The following is a 15,334-nucleotide window of genomic DNA, read 5'->3' on the forward strand; positions in this document are numbered from 1 at the left end:
CACTCACATCCCGTCCGCGTATCTGACACGCGGGCCGAACGAGGGGGAAGGATCCTTCGTGTCTGAACAAACGCCTGCCGCACCGGCGCAGTCCAGCCCGCGCGGCGCGCTGTCCGCGATGCGCCTCGACGAGCTCAAGCAGCTCGCGCAGAGCATGGGTATCGGTGGCATCTCCAAGATGCGCAAGGTCGACCTCGTCGCTGCCATTCGCGCAGCGCGCGCGGAGGCCAACGGTGTGAGCGGCAGCCGCCCGCAGGCCGGCGAGCTCACCTCGACCGCGCCGAGCGCGCGTCGTGCCGTGCGTGAAGAGCAGGCCGCCGAAGCGCCCAGCGAGAAGCCGCAACGCGCCCAGCGTGACGGTGACTCCACGAACGCGAACGCCGCCGGCGCACCGGCAGGTGACGCGTCGGACAACGGTGACGAGCAGGGGCAGGGACGCCCGCGTACCCGTCGCGGTCGCCGCGGCGGCGAGGAGCGTCCGAAGCGCGACGGCCAGAACGACGGCGCGAACGCTCAGAACGAGTCCGGCCAGAACGACGCGTCGAACAACGCCAAGAACGACGGCCGTGGCCAGCGCGACGAGCGCCGTGACGGTGGCAAGCGTGACGGCAACGACTCCGGTTCGAACCGCGGATCCTCCGACCAGTCGGGTTCCGACAAGGGCAACTCCGACAAGGGCCACGACAAGAGCAGCAACGAGCGCCCGGACAAGCACGACGGCTCCGACAAGCGCGAGCGTGGCCAGGGCAACCAGAACGAGCGTCGTGACGGTGAGCGCGGCGACAAGCGGGACAACCGCGAGAACCGCGACAACAACGACCGTTCGGACAAGCGCGACGACCGTTCCGACAAGAACGAGCGTGGCGGGCGCAACGAGCGCAACAACAACGGCAACAACAACGATGACGACGAGCGCGGCGGACGCCGCCGTCGTCAGCGCGGCCGTGACCGTGACCGTTCCGGCCGCCGAGGTGGCCGTGGGCGTGACTTCGAGGACGAGGCACCCGAGATCCGCGAGGACGACGTCCTCGTGCCGGTCGCCGGCATCGTCGACGTCCTCGACAACTACGCCTTCGTGCGCACTACCGGCTACCTCTCGGGCCCGACGGACGTCTATGTCCCGATGAACCTCGTCAAGAAGAACGCACTGCGCAAGGGTGACGCCGTCACCGGCGCCGTGCGGGCCCTGCGCGAGGGTGAGCAGCTGCCGGCACGCCAGAAGTTCAACGCGCTCGTGCGCCTCGACACCGTCAACGGCATGACGGTCGACGCCGCCAAGAAGCGCGTCGAGTTCGGCAAGCTGACGCCGCTCTACCCGCAGGAGCGCCTGCGCCTCGAGACGACGCCGAACGTCCTCACGACCCGCATCATCGACCTCGTCGCCCCCATCGGTAAGGGCCAGCGCGGCCTCATCGTCGCGCCCGCCAAGGCCGGTAAGACGATGGTCATGCAGTCGATCGCGAACGCCATCACGACGAACAACCCCGAGTGCCACCTCATGGTCGTCCTCGTCGACGAGCGTCCCGAGGAAGTCACCGACATGCAGCGCGCGGTCAAGGGTGAGGTCATCGCCTCCACCTTCGACCGTCCCGCCACGGACCACACGACGGTCGCCGAGCTCGCCATCGAGCGCGCCAAGCGCCTCGTCGAGATGGGTCACGACGTCGTCGTCCTCCTCGACTCGATCACCAAGCTCGGACGCGCGTACAACCTCGCCGCCCCGGCGAGCGGTCGCATCCTCTCCGGTGGTGTCGACTCGGCCGCGCTCTACCCGCCGAAGAAGTTCTTCGGTGCCGCGCGCAACATCGAGAACGGCGGATCGCTGACGATCCTCGCCACGGCGCTCGTCGAAACCGGCTCGCGCATGGACGAGGTCATCTTCGAAGAGTTCAAGGGCACCGGCAACATGGAGCTCAAGCTCGACCGAGGCCTCGCCAACCGCCGCATCTTCCCGGCCGTCGACATCAACGCCTCCGGTACTCGACGCGAGGAGATCCTCCTGTCGGCCGAAGAGCTGAAGATCATGTGGAAGCTGCGTCGCGTGCTTGCCGCACTCGACCAGCAGCAGGGCATCGAGCTGCTCATCGACCGCCTCAAGAAGACGAAGCACAACGTCGAGTTCCTCATGCAGGTTCAGCAAACCTCCAACATCAAGCTGGACGACGACGAGGACTGATCCTGTTCAGCAGTGAGGCCGGTGCGAGCGAGCTCGCACCGGCCTCACTGCTTCCAGGGTCCTCGCCGTCGTCCAGGCGCGTCTTGCGGCCAGGCCCTGGCGGGCCTGTCTCGCTGCGACACGCGGCGGGTCGGCTTCCAGCGGTCTGCGCCGTCGCCTGCTTGGGGCTCGCAACAGGGACTCTGATCCGATGACGTGTCGCACCCTCTTCTCCGATGACGTGTCGCACTCTTTTCGTGGTACCCGCGTACACGCAAATAGGGATGGTCTCTTCCCTTCTTGTGTCTTCGGGGGCGTTTCTGGACGCAAGTAGGGAAGGTTTCTTCCCCAGTCGCGCCTACGCGCACCGAGGTGCCAGCTGCGTCCACGTCCTGCGTCTGGTTCGGTCCCGCATCGGCAGCCGACGGCCCGGGAATAGGTTCCGGGCTTCGTCTGTTTTGGAAGGTGTCCAGCTCGTCTGGCAAACTTCATTGTTGGCTTCCGGTTCACGTCGCTCGCCCGAGCAGACGACCCGGCGGCATCCTCAACAGCTAGGAGAACCCCGTGAAGAGGAACCTTCACCCCGAATACGTCGCCACGACGGTGTCCTGCACCTGCGGCAACACGTTCGAGACCCGCAGCACCGCGACGTCCGGCAAGATCAACGTCGAAGTGTGCTCCAACTGCCACCCCTTCTACACGGGTAAGCAGAAGCTCATGGACACCGGTGGCCGAGTCGCTCGCTTCCAGGCGCGCTACGGCAAGAAGGACGCCAAGTAGTCTTCGCACACGCCGACCCCAGCAACTCTGCTGGGGTCGGCGTTTTGCATTCCCACGTCCTTCCCACGCCCAGGAGCCCCCGTGCTTGAATCCGCAGCCACGATCGTCGCCGAGTACGACGACCTCGAGAAGCAGCTCGCCGACCCCGCGACGCACGCCGACCCGACGCTCATGCGCCGGCTCAACAAGCGGTACGCGCAGCTCGCCCCGACGGTCGCCGCGTACCACGCGTGGAAGAGCGCCACCGAGGACGTGAGCGCCGCCGAAGAGCTCGCCGCGGAAGACCCTGCCTTCGGCGAGGAACTGCCCGCACTGCGCACGCACCGCGACGAGACCGCCGACGTTCTGCGCAAGCTCCTGCTCCCGCGCGACGAGGACGACGATCGTGACGTCGTCCTCGAGGTCAAGGCCGGCGAGGGCGGCGCCGAATCGGCCCTGTTCGCCGGTGACCTCGTGCGCATGTACCTGCGCTTCGCCGAGCGCAGCGGTTGGAAGGCGGAGATCTCCGACGCCACCGACGCCGACCTCGGCGGCTACAAGGACGTCCGCCTCACGGTGCGCGCCAAGGGCACCCCCGAGCCGGGGCAGGCGCCGTGGGCGCGTCTCAAGTACGAAGGCGGAGTGCACCGCGTCCAGCGTGTCCCCGTCACCGAGAGCCAGGGCCGCATCCACACGAGCGCCGCCGGCGTGCTCGTCATGCCCGACATCGAGGAGGAGGACGAGGTCGAGTTCGGCCCGAACGACCTCAAGATCGACGTCTACCGCAGCTCTGGACCGGGCGGCCAGAGCGTCAACACGACCGACTCGGCCGTGCGTATCACCCACCTGCCGAGCGGCGTCGTCGTCTCCTGCCAGAACGAGAAGTCGCAGCTGCAGAACAAGGAGTCGGCGCTTCGCGTGCTCAAGGCCCGCCTGCGTCAGATCGAACTCGAGCGGCGCGAGGCCGAGGCCAGTGCGGCCCGCAAGTCGCAGGTGCGCACCGTGGACCGCAGCGAGCGCATCCGCACCTACAACTTCCCCGAGAACCGCATCGCCGATCACCGCACCGGCTACAAGTCCTACAACCTCGACACCGTGCTCGACGGCGACCTGTACGCCGTGGTCCAGTCCGCAGTTGACGCCGACGAGGCCGCGCGGCTGGCCGCCGTCGGCCAGGAGGACTGAACCGGTGGCAGCATCGCTGCGCGACGTGATCCGGAACGCGCGTCAGCGCCTGTACGACGCCGGCGTCGAATCCGCTGCCCACGACGCCGCCGCCCTCATGGCGCACGCTCTCGGTGTGACCCTGGGGGAGGTGCGACGCCTCGAGATCCTCGGGCGTGACCTCGACGACGCCGAGGCTGAGCGCTTCGCCGGCCTCGTGGACGAGCGTGCGGCCCGACTACCCCTGCAGCATCTCACCGGCAAGGCGCCGTTCCGCCACCTCGAGCTCAGTGTCGGGCCGGGCGTTTTCGTGCCCCGCCCGGAGACGGAGATGCTCGTCGACGAGACGATCCGCCTGGCCCCGCACGGCGGTCGCGTTGTCGACCTGTGCACGGGTTCAGGTGCCATCGCGCTGGCCGTCAAGCACGAGCGCCCGGATCTCGATGTCTGCGCAGTTGAGCTCGACGAGGCCGCAGCGGCCTGGACGGCCCACAACATCGCCGCGACGAGCCTCGACGTCCACTTGAGCGTTGAGGATGCGCGTGAGGCTCTAGCGGGGCTTGAGGGCCGTTTCGACGTCGTCGTGAGCAACCCGCCCTACATCCCTGTCGGCATGGTGCCGGTCGACCCGGAAGTGGCCGATCACGATCCCTCGATCGCGCTGTACGGCGGCAGCGACGACGGCTTGAGGTTCCCGGTGCAGATCGCCGAGCGGGCGGCCGCACTGCTCAAGCCGGGTGGGCACCTCGTCATGGAGCACGCCGACGTCCAGGGCGAGACGCTGCCCGCAGCTCTCCTCGCGAGCCGTGGGTTCGATCAGGCCCACGACGTGCGCGACGCCGCCGACAAGCCGCGCATGACGATCGCCCGCCGCGAGGGTGGGGGCGCGTTCGAAGCGGTCGCGCCCCACGAGCGTCCCTCGCGAACTCGTGAGGCGGTGCGCCTCGTCGTCCTCGACGAGAGCGACGCCGTTCTGCTCTACGTCGACTCCGACCAGGGCCTCGACCCGGTCTTCACCTGGTGGGCCACCCCGGGCGGCGGCGTCGATCCGGGGGAGGGTGCCCGAACCGCAGCCGTGCGGGAGCTGTGGGAAGAAACGGGTTTACGCATCGACGAGGCCGACGTCGTGGGCCCTGTCGCCTCGCGGACCGTCTCTCACGGATTCTCCGACCAGATCACCTACCAACACGAGACCTTCTTCGTCGTCCGATGCCCTCGCTTCGACGTCGAACCCGCAGCCCTCACTCCGGAAGAGCAGATGACGATGCAGGAGTGGCGGTGGTGGTCGCTCGACGATCTCGACGCCGCGGCTCACCCCGTCTGGCCGGCGGACCTCGTCCGGCTGGCCCGTGATGTCATCGCGGGCCGCCCCACCCATCTCCCCGACGTCGAGGAATCCTCTGTTCCACTCGACGCCCATCACGCCCAGGAGCGTTCATGAGCCAGATCCTCGTCGCGGTGCCCGCCGCGCTGGCTGCTCTTGTCCACGTCTACATCTTCGTGCTCGAGTCGCTGCGCATCACCGACCCCGCGACGATGAAGGTCTTCGGTATCGCGAGCCGCGAAGAGGCCGAGATCATGCGCCCCTGGGCGTACAACCAGGGCTGGTACAACCTTCTGCTCGCGCTCCAGGTCGCCGTGGGCGTTGTCTGCCTGTGGGCAGCACCGACCGTCGGTTCGACCCTCTTAGTCACCGGGTGCGCCTTCATGGTGGCGGCGGCGCTCGTTCTCGTGACGAGCGATCGCGCCAAGCTGCGTGCCGCGACGGTCCAGGGAGCCCTGCCGCTGCTCGCTCTGCTCGCGTGGGCTCTCACGCGATGACGCGGCGGGCTCCGTCGCGGCGTGGCACGGGTTCGACGTGCGAGCGCCGGTGGGGGAGACTTGCGGAAGCAACAAGGGCGGATTCGACCTGGAGGAGTGTGGCGTGAGCCCGGTATTTGACGTCTCGACCAGCGGGGATCGCGCTGCGGCGATCGAGGCCGCCACGGTGGCGATCGGCGAGGGCAAGCTCGTCGTCCTGCCCACCGACACCGTCTACGGAGTTGGCGCCGACCCGTTCAACCCCGACGGAGTTGCAGGCCTGCTGGCCGCCAAGGGACGTGGCCGTGAGAAGCCGCCCGCCGTTCTCGTGCCCAGTGCCGAGACCGTCGACGGTCTCGCGATGAACGTGCCCTCCTACGCGCGACGCCTCATGGAGCGCTTCTGGCCCGGTGGCCTGACGCTCATCTTCCGCGCCCAGCCTTCGCTCATGTGGGATCTCGGTGACACGAACGGCACTGTCGGCCTGCGCGTGCCGGACGACGAGATCGCTCTCGAGCTGCTGCGCTCGAGTGGGCCGATGGCGGTCAGCTCCGCGAACCGCACCGGTGAGGAGACCGCCCGCACCGTCACGGAGGCGGGTTTCGCCTTCGGTCCCAGCGTGGAGGTCTACCTCGACGGCGGTGAGCGTTCAGGTGCCCTCGCGAGCACGATCATCGACTGCACGAAGGCCGACCCGGTGCTTCTGCGCCGCGGTGGCATCACGCCCGAACAGCTGCGTGAGGTGCTCGGCCCGATCGATCTGCTCGACTCCACCGGCGCTCCGGTCTCCGAGACGCCCCGGGCCGACGAGGAAGCCGCCGCCGAGGCCGACGCCTCGACGGGCGACGAGAGCGACGCCACCCACGCCGCACAAAGTCCCACCGACTCCCGCGACGAGAGTGCCGCCGACGAGAGCGCGGCGGCCCCCGCCACGCGGGCCGAGCGGCGCACGCGTGCCGTTCCGGTGACGCCCGGCGCGGGCGCTGACGTCGACCGCTCGAGCGACGCCACCCAGGCCATGCCTGCGGGCGGCGTGGGCGCAGAGCCGCCCTTCGAGCGTGAGCCCGTACGAAGTGCCGAACTGCCCGGTCGTCCCGGGCGTCCCACCGACTAAGGTTGAACCCATGACGACGTTCTACGGCTCCGACTACGCCGCCCTCGAGTCCTTCGATCCCGACATCGCCGGTGTGCTGATTTCCGAACTCGATCGTCTGCGCGGCGGTCTGCAGCTCATCGCGAGCGAGAACATGTCGAGCCCGGCCGTCCTCACGGCGCTCGGTTCGACGCTGTCGAACAAGTACGCCGAGGGCTACCCGGGCCGCCGCTACTACGGCGGTTGCTCGGAGGTCGACAAGGCCGAGGAGATCGCCATCGAGCGCGCCAAGGCACTGTTCGGCGCCGATCACGCGAACGTGCAGCCGCACTCGGGTGCCTCCGCGAACCAGGCTGTCTACGGCGCCTTCATGCAGCCGGGCGAGACCATCCTCGCCATGAGCCTGCCCATGGGCGGGCACCTCACGCACGGCACCAAGGTTTCGTTCTCGGGTAAGTGGTTCAACGCCGTCGGCTACGGCGTCGACAAGGAGACCGAGGACATCGACTACGACGAGGTCGAGCGCCTCGCCAAGGAGCACAAGCCGAAGGTCATCCTCGCCGGCGGCTCCGCCATCCCGCGTCTCATCGACTTCGAGCGCTTCCGCGCCATCGCCGACGAGGTCGGTGCCATCTTCTGGGTCGATGCAGCGCATTTCATCGGTCTCGTGGCAGGCAAGGCCATCCCGTCGCCGGTGCCCTACGCCGACGTCGTCTCCTTCACCACGCACAAGGTGCTGCGCGGCCCGCGCTCGGGCGCCATCGTCTGCAAGGAAGAGCACGCCAAGGCCATCGACAAGGCCGTCTTCCCGATGATGCAGGGTGGCCCGCAGATGCACACGATCGCGGCGAAGGCGGTCAACTTCAAGGAGTGTGCGACGCCGGAGTACCGCAAGTACGCGAAGGACGTCATCGCCAACTCCCAGCGTCTCGCCGAAGGCCTCGCGGCCAAGGGCATCCGTCCGACCACCGGTGGCACGGACACGCACCTGTCGCTGCTCGACCTGCAGGGCGTCGGTGTCACCGGCGCTGACGCCGAACTGCGCTGCGACGCCGCAGGCATCACGCTCAACAAGAACGCCATCCCGTTCGACCCGCAGAAGCCGAACGTGGCCTCGGGTATCCGTGTCGGCACGCCGTCGGTGACGACGCAGGGTATGGGTCTCGAGGAGATGGACGTCATCGCCGACGTCATTCACCGTGCCGTCACCGAAACCGACGGCTCGGCCGACAACGCCGTCGCCAAGGAGATCCGCGAGCAGGTCACCGACCTCGTCACGCGTTTCCCCGCCTACCCCCGCTGAGGTCGGCGCCGGCCCGTGCGTGAGTACTTCCTCATCAGCGTCGTCGCGGCGGTCTTCACGTTCGTCGCGACGCCGCTCGCACGATGGGCGGCCATCCGTTTCGGCGCGGTGACCCAGGTGCGGGCGCGGGACGTGCATGCCGTCCCGATCCCGCGCCTGGGCGGCACGGCTCTGTTCATCGGTTTCGCCGCCGCGACGCTCGTCTCGTCGCAACTGCCGTATCTGTCCCAGATCTTCGGCACGCGTGAAGCCGTCGGCACACTCATCGCGGCCGGCATGATGTGTGCCCTCGGCGCGTGGGACGACTTCGCCGAGCTCAACTGGGCCATCAAGTTCGGCGGGCAGGCGCTCGCGGCCTGCGTCCTCGTCGTCTCCGGTGTCCAGTTCCTCATGCTGCCGCTGGGGGAGCAGACCGTCCTACCGACGCCGTTCCTCGTCGTCCTGTCGGTCTTCGTCATCCTCGTCATCGTCAACGCGGTGAACTGGGTGGACGGCCTCGACGGTCTGGCGGCCGGCATGGTCGCCATCGCGTCGGCGTCGTTCTTCTTTTACGCCTACCAGCAGGCCTCGGCGTCAGGGGATCGGGTCTTCTCGACCTCGGCCTTCATCTCCGCGGCAACGGTGGGTGCCTGCGTCGGCTTCCTGCCGCACAACTTCCATCCGGCTCGGCTCTTCATGGGTGACGCCGGTTCGCTCCTGCTCGGCACTCTCATGGCGTCGGCCACGATCTCGTTCGCGGGAAACCTCGACCCGGCTGTCGTCTCGAGTGCGGGTGACGCGTCGGTCGCCTTCATGCTTCCCCTGCTCGTGCCGCTGGCCATTCTGGCGGTGCCGCTGTGGGACTTCGCGGCCTCGATCGTCAGACGCATCCGATCCGGGCAGAAGCCGTGGGAGGCGGACGGCCGGCACCTGCACCACCGGATGCTGCAGATCGGTCACACTCACCGCGCGGCCGTGCTCATCCTCTACCTGTGGTCCATCGGCATCGCGCTCGGTCTCGTCTCGATGGCGTACTGGCCCGTGGAGCGCTCGCTGGCGGCTCTCATCGGGCTCACCGTGCTCGCCTTCGCGCTCACGTGGGGCCTGCCCCGTTGGCGACGCCGAAGGGCCTTGTGATAGTTTTCACAAGCGCCCGGACGCCCCGAAATCCGGCCCCTCCGCCCGACGTGAAACCACACGCCAGAGCAGATTGAGAGCCCTCCCATGGACTCCCACGACACCGCACCGCGCGGGGTGACCTCCGTGTCGCCCTTCGACGCCATGTTGCGCTCGTCGTTCCTGCCCAGTGCGCTCATCGGGCTCGTGTGTGCCGTGGTCTTCTTCGTCCTCGGTGGTGTCGCCGGGGGCCTTTCCGCCCTCTTCGGTGCGGCGCTGGCCCTGGGCTTCTTCGCGAGCGGTCTGCTCGTCCTTCGCACGTTGCGCAACCTCAACCCCATGGCCATCATGGCTGCGGCCATGGCCGTCTTCTTCGGCCAGATCATCGTGCTCGGCCTGGTGCTCGTGGCTGCGCGCCGTATCGACTCGCTCGACGGGCCGGCAACCGGTATCACGGTGGCCGTCGTGGTCGTGGCGTGGCAGATCTTCCAGGTGCGCAGCTTCATGCGAACGCGCCAACTGGTCTACGACCCGGAGGCGGGCGACGCCGGGGCAGGTGGGCGAACGTGAACCGCGCCACTGCGTCGGGTAGAATGCGTTCTGTCTCCGGCGTGCACGACCGATCGGGCCCCCGCCGAGGGCGGCAGGGCCGATCCGATTGCAACAGACACTGTGACTTTTCTTGCTGGATGCTGACTGAGGAGAATTTGTGAGCTTCATCGCGGGCGCGGCCCTCGTTGCCGAAGGGGAGTCCTTCGAGTCTCCGACCACGAGCGATTTCTGGTGGCCCCTCATCGGCGGCGACAGCAACTGGGCCATCACGCGCCCGGCGGTCGTTTTCCTCATCTCGGCCCTGCTCATCGGCTGGTTCTTCGTCTCGGTCACGGGCAAGAAGCTCTCCGTCGTGCCGAGCAAGCGTCAGTTCATGGCCGAGGGTGCCTACGACTTCGTGCGCAACACGATTGGCCGAGACATCATCGGCTCCAAGGACTTCATGCGGTTCGTTCCGCTGCTGCTCACGTGCTTCACGCTGATCCTGTTCAACAACCTGGCGGGCATCATCCCGTTCATCCAGTACCCCAGCACGGGCCGCATCGCCTTCCCGATCGTTCTCACGATCATCGTCTTCATCACCTACCACGTGGTTGCGGTGAAGACGAAGGGTGGCTTCGGCAAGTACATGGGTTCGCTCATCCCCCCGGGTCTGCCCGGCTGGCTCAAGCCGATCATGTTCGTGCTCGAGTTCCTCACGTACTTCGTCATCCGCCCGCTGACGCTCGCACTGCGACTCTTCGGAAACATGATGGCCGGGCACCTCATGCTGCTCGTGTTCATCGTCGGTGGCGAGTACCTGCTCCTGCACGGTGGCAACATCGGGCTGCAGGGCGCGGGAATCCTGTCCTTCGCCTCGGCCATCCTGATGACCTTCTTCGAACTCCTCATCGAGTTCTTGCAGGCCTTCATCTTCACCATGCTTGCCGCTCTGTACATCGCGGACGCGGCGTCCGAACACCACTGATTCGGACACTCTGACCCTCTGAACTCAGCGACACCGGGAAGAGGTCCCGGTGCCTCTCGAAAGGAAGCAACATGTCCGGCAACATCGCATTCCTCGGCTACGGTCTTGCGGCTATCGGCCCCGGTATCGGCATCGGCCTGATCTTCGCCGCCTACATCCAGGGTGTGGCTCGCCAGCCCGAGGCTCGCAACATGCTCCAGACCATCGCCTTCACCGGCATGGCCCTCACCGAGGCCCTTGCCATCCTGGGTCTGGTCTTCGCGTTCGTCTTCCAGGGCTGATCCAGCTCTTCGAACCTGATCAGTCCCCTCAACAGATAGGAAGCCAAGGTGTTCCTCGCATCTGAAGGCGCCGGTTGGCCGGAGGCACTTCCGCTCCTGCCGCACCCGGCCGAGATGATCATCGGGCTCATCGCCTTCGCGATCCTCTACTGGCTGTTCAAGACGAAGGTCGTTCCCAACATGGAGCGCATGTACGCGGAGCGTACGGCGGCCATCGAGGGCGGCATCGCCAAGGCGGAGGAGGCCCAGAAGGAGGCCGACGCCGCGAAGCAGCAGTACGAGTCGCAGCTCGCCGACGCGCGTGCTGAGGCCGCGAAGATCCGCGAGGACGCCCGTGCCCAGGGCGCGGCCATCATCGCGGAGAGCCGCGAGCAGGCCACGGCCGAGGCAACGCGCATCAACGAGAATGCGACGAAGCAGATCGCGGCCGAGCGTCAGCAGGCCACGGTTCAGCTCCGCAGCGAGGTGGGCGGTCTGTCCACCGAGCTCGCGAGCCGCATCGTCGGTGAGTCCCTGCACGACGAAGCGCGTCAGAAGGGCATCATCGACCGCTTCCTCGCCGAGCTCGAGTCCGGCGACATCCTTCCGGAAGCCTCCGGCAGTTCGCGAGTGGATGCCTGATGCAGGGCTCTTCGCGTACGGCTCTCACCTCGACCCGTCGGGTGCTCAACGGCACGCTGTCGGGCCTGAGTGACCCGAAGGCCACGGCGCGTGACCTGTTCGCGGTCATCGACGTCATGGACAGGAATGCCACGCTCCGTCGTGCGTTCGCCGACTCGTCGCGTGACGCCGACGCCAAGCGCGGGCTCGCCCAGCGCCTGTTCGGCGGCAAGGTCGGCAACGAGGCCAGCGAGGTGCTCACCGCTGCGGTGGGCGAGCGTTGGTCCTCGGAGCGCGATCTGTCCGACGCACTCGAGCAGCTCGCTGTCGAAGCCCTCACCGCCTCGGCGGAGAAGGCCGAACGCGCCGACTCGTTCGAGAACGAGATGTTCCGCTTCGAGCGCACGGTTGCCTCCGATGCCGGTCTGCGCGACGCGCTGGCCGACCGCGGTCGTAGCGGCGCGGACAAGCGCGGCCTCGTCTCCCGTCTGCTCGAGGGCAAGGTGAGTGAGGAGACTCTCTTCCTGGCCGGTCGCGCAGCGGGCAACCCCCGCGGACGACGCTTCGACCGGACGATGGAGGAATTCCTCGCCGGTATCGCAAGCCGTCGTGGTCAGTCGCAGGCACTCGTCACGAGCGCCGTCGAACTGACGGGCGAGCAGTCGGAGCGACTGCGCGCCGCGTTGTCCAAGATGTACGGCAAGCCCGTGCAGACGAACGTCGTCATCGACCCCGAGGTCGTCGGCGGCATCAAGGTTCAGGTGGGTGACGACGTCATCGACGGCACGATCTCGCGCCGTCTCGACGAGGCACGCGCCCACCTGTCCGGCTGACACGACGCCATCCCGGGCCGCTACCGCGGCCCAGCTAAAACAGCTCGGCGCCCGAAGCGGGCCCATGACAAGGAGTGATGATGACGGAGCTTTCGATCCGTCCGGAGGAGATCCGGGAAGCGCTGAACGGTTACGTTCAGTCCTACGAGCCCGGCGCGGCCTCCCGCGAAGAGGTCGGCCGCGTTGCCGATGCCGCTGACGGCATCGCGCACGTCGAGGGTCTGCCCTCGGCCATGACCAACGAACTGCTGCAGTTCGAAGACGGCACGCTCGGTATCGCGCTGAACCTCGACGTTCACGAGATCGGTGTCGTCGTCCTCGGCGAGTTCGCCGGCATCGAAGAGGGCCAGCCCGTCAAGCGCACGGGCGAGGTGCTCTCGGTTCCGGTCGGCGACGGCTTCATGGGCCGCGTCGTCAACCCGCTCGGTCAGCCGATCGACGGTCTCGGTGACATCGAGGCCGAGGGCCGCCGCGCCCTCGAGCTCCAGGCGCCCACCGTCGTTCAGCGTAAGTCGGTCCACGAGCCGCTCATGACCGGTATCAAGGCCATCGACTCGATGACGCCGATCGGTCGCGGTCAGCGTCAGCTGATCATCGGTGACCGCAAGACGGGCAAGACGACGATCGCCACCGACACGATCATCAACCAGAAGCAGAACTGGGAGACAGGCGACCCGGACAAGCAGGTTCGCTGCATCTACGTCGCCATCGGTCAGAAGAACTCGACCGTCGCCGAGGTTCGCGCCACGCTCGAAGAGGCGGGCGCCCTGGAGTACACGACGATCGTCAACGCTCCGGCGGGTGACGCGGCGGGCTTCAAGTACCTGGCTCCGTTCACGGGTTCGGCCATCGGTCAGCACTGGATGTACCAGGGCAAGCACGTCCTCATCGTCTTCGACGACCTCAGCAAGCAGGCCGAGGCCTACCGCGCCATGTCGCTGCTGCTGCGCCGCCCGCCGGGCCGTGAGGCCTACCCGGGTGACGTCTTCTACCTGCACTCGCGTCTGCTCGAGCGTTGCGCGAAGCTCTCCGACGACCTGGGCCACGGCTCCATGACGGGTCTTCCGATCATCGAGACGAAGGCCGGTGACGTCTCGGCGTACATCCCGACCAACGTCATCTCGATCACCGACGGTCAGATCTTCCTCCAGTCCGACCTGTTCAACTCGAACCAGCGCCCGGCCGTCGACGTGGGTATCTCCGTGTCGCGAGTCGGTGGTGCCGCCATGACGAAGGCTATGAAGGCCGTCACCGGTTCGATCAAGGTCGACCTCGCTCAGTTCCGCGAGATGCAGGCGTTCGCCATGTTCGCCTCCGACCTCGACGCCGCTTCGCGTCGTCAGCTCGCTCGCGGTGAGCGCCTCATGGAGATGTTCAAGCAGCCGCAGAACAACCCGTTCCCGGTCGAGAACCAGGTCGCGTCGCTGTGGGCCGGTACCACCGGTCAGTTCGACGACGTCAAGACCGAGGACGTGCAGCGCTTCGAGGCCGAGTGGATCGAGTACATGAACCGTGAGAACGGTGACTTCATGCGCGCGATCCGCGAGAGCGGCAAGCTGGCCGACGACGGCAAGGACGTCTTCGCCAAGAACATGGAAGCGTTCAAGAAGCAGTTCCAGGCTTCGTCCGACCGCAGTGGTGAGGGTTCCGAGCAGTTCGACGAGATCGACGAGGACCACATCAACCAGGAGAAGATCACCAAGCGCAAGCAGTGATCCTCCTCGTACCGGCCCCGTCGGGGTCTCCCGCGGGGCCGGTACGAAGGTCATCCCCACCACCACGTCAGAACCAGTACAGAGAGGCGGAAAGCTATGGGAGCGCAGCAGCGGGTCTACCGCCAGCGCATCCGGTCCGTCCAGGCGACCAAGAAGATCACGCGCGCGATGGAGCTCATCGCTGCCTCGCGCGTGGTCAAGGCTCGTGAGGCCGTCGCGAAGTCGACGCCCTACGCGGTCGCCCTGACGCGAGCGGTCTCCTCGGTCGCGTCGTCCACGTCGGACATCGACCACGCACTGACCACCGAACGCGAGCACGTCAAGCGCGCGGGTGTCCTCATCGTCACTGCCGACCGCGGCCTCGCCGGCTCGTACTCGGTCAACGCGATGAAGGAAGCCCAGGAGCTCATCGCGCGCCTGGAGAACGACGGCAAGGAGGTCGTTCCCTACATCGTCGGACGTAAGGGCGTGGGCTACTACAAGTTCCGTCGCCGTCCGTACGAGGCCGAGTGGACGGGCTTCACCGACAGCCCCAAGTTCGAGAACGCCGAAGAGATCGGTGATCGCCTCACCGAGGACTTCATCAAGGGTTCGGACGAGGGCGGTGTCGACGAGCTTCACGTCGTGTACACCCAGTTCAAGAGCATGGTGACGCAGCAGTCCCGCGTCATCCGCCTCCTGCCCCTGGGCGTGGAGGAGCGTGAGGCCGAAGCGGACGACGCCGAGGGCCCCATGCCGCTGTACGAGTTCGAGCCGAACCCCGAGGGCGTGCTCGACGCGCTGCTCCCGCGGTACGTCAACGCTCGTATCTTCAACGCGCTGCTGCAGTCGGCTGCTTCCGAGCTCGCCGCACGTCAGCGCGCCATGAAGTCCGCGACGGACAACGCCACGGAACTCGTCAAGACTTACACCCGACTGGCCAACCAGGCCCGTCAGGCCGAGATCACGCAAGAGATCAGCGAAATCGTGGGTGGCGCCAGCGCCCTCGCGGACGCCAGTTGAGCGCCTCAACGCAAA

General features: G+C 67.2%; 15 protein-coding genes. All 15 read left to right on the forward strand.

What is annotated here, in order from left to right; translation table 11 throughout:
* Positions 1-118: 118 nt before the first annotated feature.
* Positions 119-2,176 (forward strand): transcription termination factor Rho, encoded by a 2,058-nt coding sequence (rho, locus tag EVU97_RS00765; protein WP_052946892.1) that lies wholly within the window; start codon positions 119-121, stop codon positions 2,174-2,176.
* A 543-nt stretch (positions 2,177-2,719) separates the two neighbouring features.
* A complete protein-coding gene (gene rpmE / locus EVU97_RS00770; protein ID WP_129662711.1) occupies positions 2,720-2,935 on the forward strand; it encodes a 50S ribosomal protein L31 in 216 nt (71 codons plus the stop codon).
* Positions 2,936-3,016: 81 nt separating this feature from the next.
* Complete coding sequence (prfA, locus tag EVU97_RS00775; protein ID WP_047310259.1) at positions 3,017-4,099, forward strand: peptide chain release factor 1; 1,083 nt, start codon at positions 3,017-3,019, stop codon at positions 4,097-4,099.
* 4 nt (positions 4,100-4,103) lie between these two features.
* Positions 4,104-5,519, forward strand: coding sequence for a peptide chain release factor N(5)-glutamine methyltransferase (gene prmC / locus EVU97_RS14890; RefSeq protein WP_082128585.1), 1,416 nt, complete (start codon positions 4,104-4,106; stop codon positions 5,517-5,519).
* Positions 5,516-5,899, forward strand: a complete 384-nt coding sequence (locus EVU97_RS00785) for a DUF1304 domain-containing protein (protein WP_047310258.1) — start codon at positions 5,516-5,518, stop codon at positions 5,897-5,899. The genes prmC and EVU97_RS00785 overlap by 4 nt, the downstream gene beginning before the upstream one ends.
* Positions 5,900-6,002: 103 nt before the next feature.
* Positions 6,003-6,992 carry an L-threonylcarbamoyladenylate synthase gene (locus EVU97_RS00790; RefSeq protein ID WP_129662714.1) on the forward strand — a complete coding sequence of 330 codons (990 nt, stop codon included), beginning with the start codon at positions 6,003-6,005 and terminating at the stop codon, positions 6,990-6,992.
* A 10-nt stretch (positions 6,993-7,002) separates the two neighbouring features.
* Positions 7,003-8,274: a serine hydroxymethyltransferase gene (gene glyA / locus EVU97_RS00795; protein ID WP_129662715.1), complete on the forward strand. Its 1,272-nt coding sequence runs from the start codon at positions 7,003-7,005 to the stop codon at positions 8,272-8,274.
* A 15-nt stretch (positions 8,275-8,289) separates the two neighbouring features.
* Positions 8,290-9,390, forward strand: a complete 1,101-nt coding sequence (locus tag EVU97_RS00800; RefSeq protein ID WP_118912112.1) for an MraY family glycosyltransferase — start codon at positions 8,290-8,292, stop codon at positions 9,388-9,390.
* An 87-nt stretch (positions 9,391-9,477) separates the two neighbouring features.
* Positions 9,478-9,939: a hypothetical protein gene (locus tag EVU97_RS00805; protein ID WP_047310254.1), complete on the forward strand. Its 462-nt coding sequence runs from the start codon at positions 9,478-9,480 to the stop codon at positions 9,937-9,939.
* A gap of 139 nt (positions 9,940-10,078) precedes the next feature.
* The gene (atpB, locus tag EVU97_RS00810) at positions 10,079-10,888 is read left to right on the forward strand and encodes a F0F1 ATP synthase subunit A (RefSeq protein ID WP_118912110.1); all 810 of its coding nucleotides are present in this window, start codon (positions 10,079-10,081) and stop codon (positions 10,886-10,888) included.
* Between the two features lie 71 nt (positions 10,889-10,959).
* Positions 10,960-11,169, forward strand: coding sequence for an ATP synthase F0 subunit C (gene atpE, locus EVU97_RS00815; protein ID WP_047310252.1), 210 nt, complete (start codon positions 10,960-10,962; stop codon positions 11,167-11,169).
* A gap of 48 nt (positions 11,170-11,217) precedes the next feature.
* Positions 11,218-11,790 carry a F0F1 ATP synthase subunit B gene (locus EVU97_RS00820; RefSeq protein WP_129662716.1) on the forward strand — a complete coding sequence of 191 codons (573 nt, stop codon included), beginning with the start codon at positions 11,218-11,220 and terminating at the stop codon, positions 11,788-11,790.
* Entirely contained in the window at positions 11,790-12,602 is an 813-nt protein-coding gene (locus tag EVU97_RS00825; protein ID WP_129662717.1) for a F0F1 ATP synthase subunit delta, read from the forward strand. Before EVU97_RS00820 ends, EVU97_RS00825 begins: the two co-directional genes overlap by 1 nt.
* Before the next feature lie 80 nt (positions 12,603-12,682).
* Positions 12,683-14,317: a F0F1 ATP synthase subunit alpha gene (gene atpA / locus EVU97_RS00830; RefSeq protein WP_047311024.1), complete on the forward strand. Its 1,635-nt coding sequence runs from the start codon at positions 12,683-12,685 to the stop codon at positions 14,315-14,317.
* A gap of 96 nt (positions 14,318-14,413) precedes the next feature.
* Complete coding sequence (locus EVU97_RS00835; protein ID WP_129662719.1) at positions 14,414-15,319, forward strand: F0F1 ATP synthase subunit gamma; 906 nt, start codon at positions 14,414-14,416, stop codon at positions 15,317-15,319.
* Positions 15,320-15,334 lie beyond the last annotated feature (15 nt).

The organism is Dermacoccus sp. 147Ba (assembly GCF_004151355.1).
Classification (GTDB): Bacteria; Actinomycetota; Actinomycetes; order Actinomycetales; family Dermatophilaceae; genus Dermacoccus; species Dermacoccus abyssi.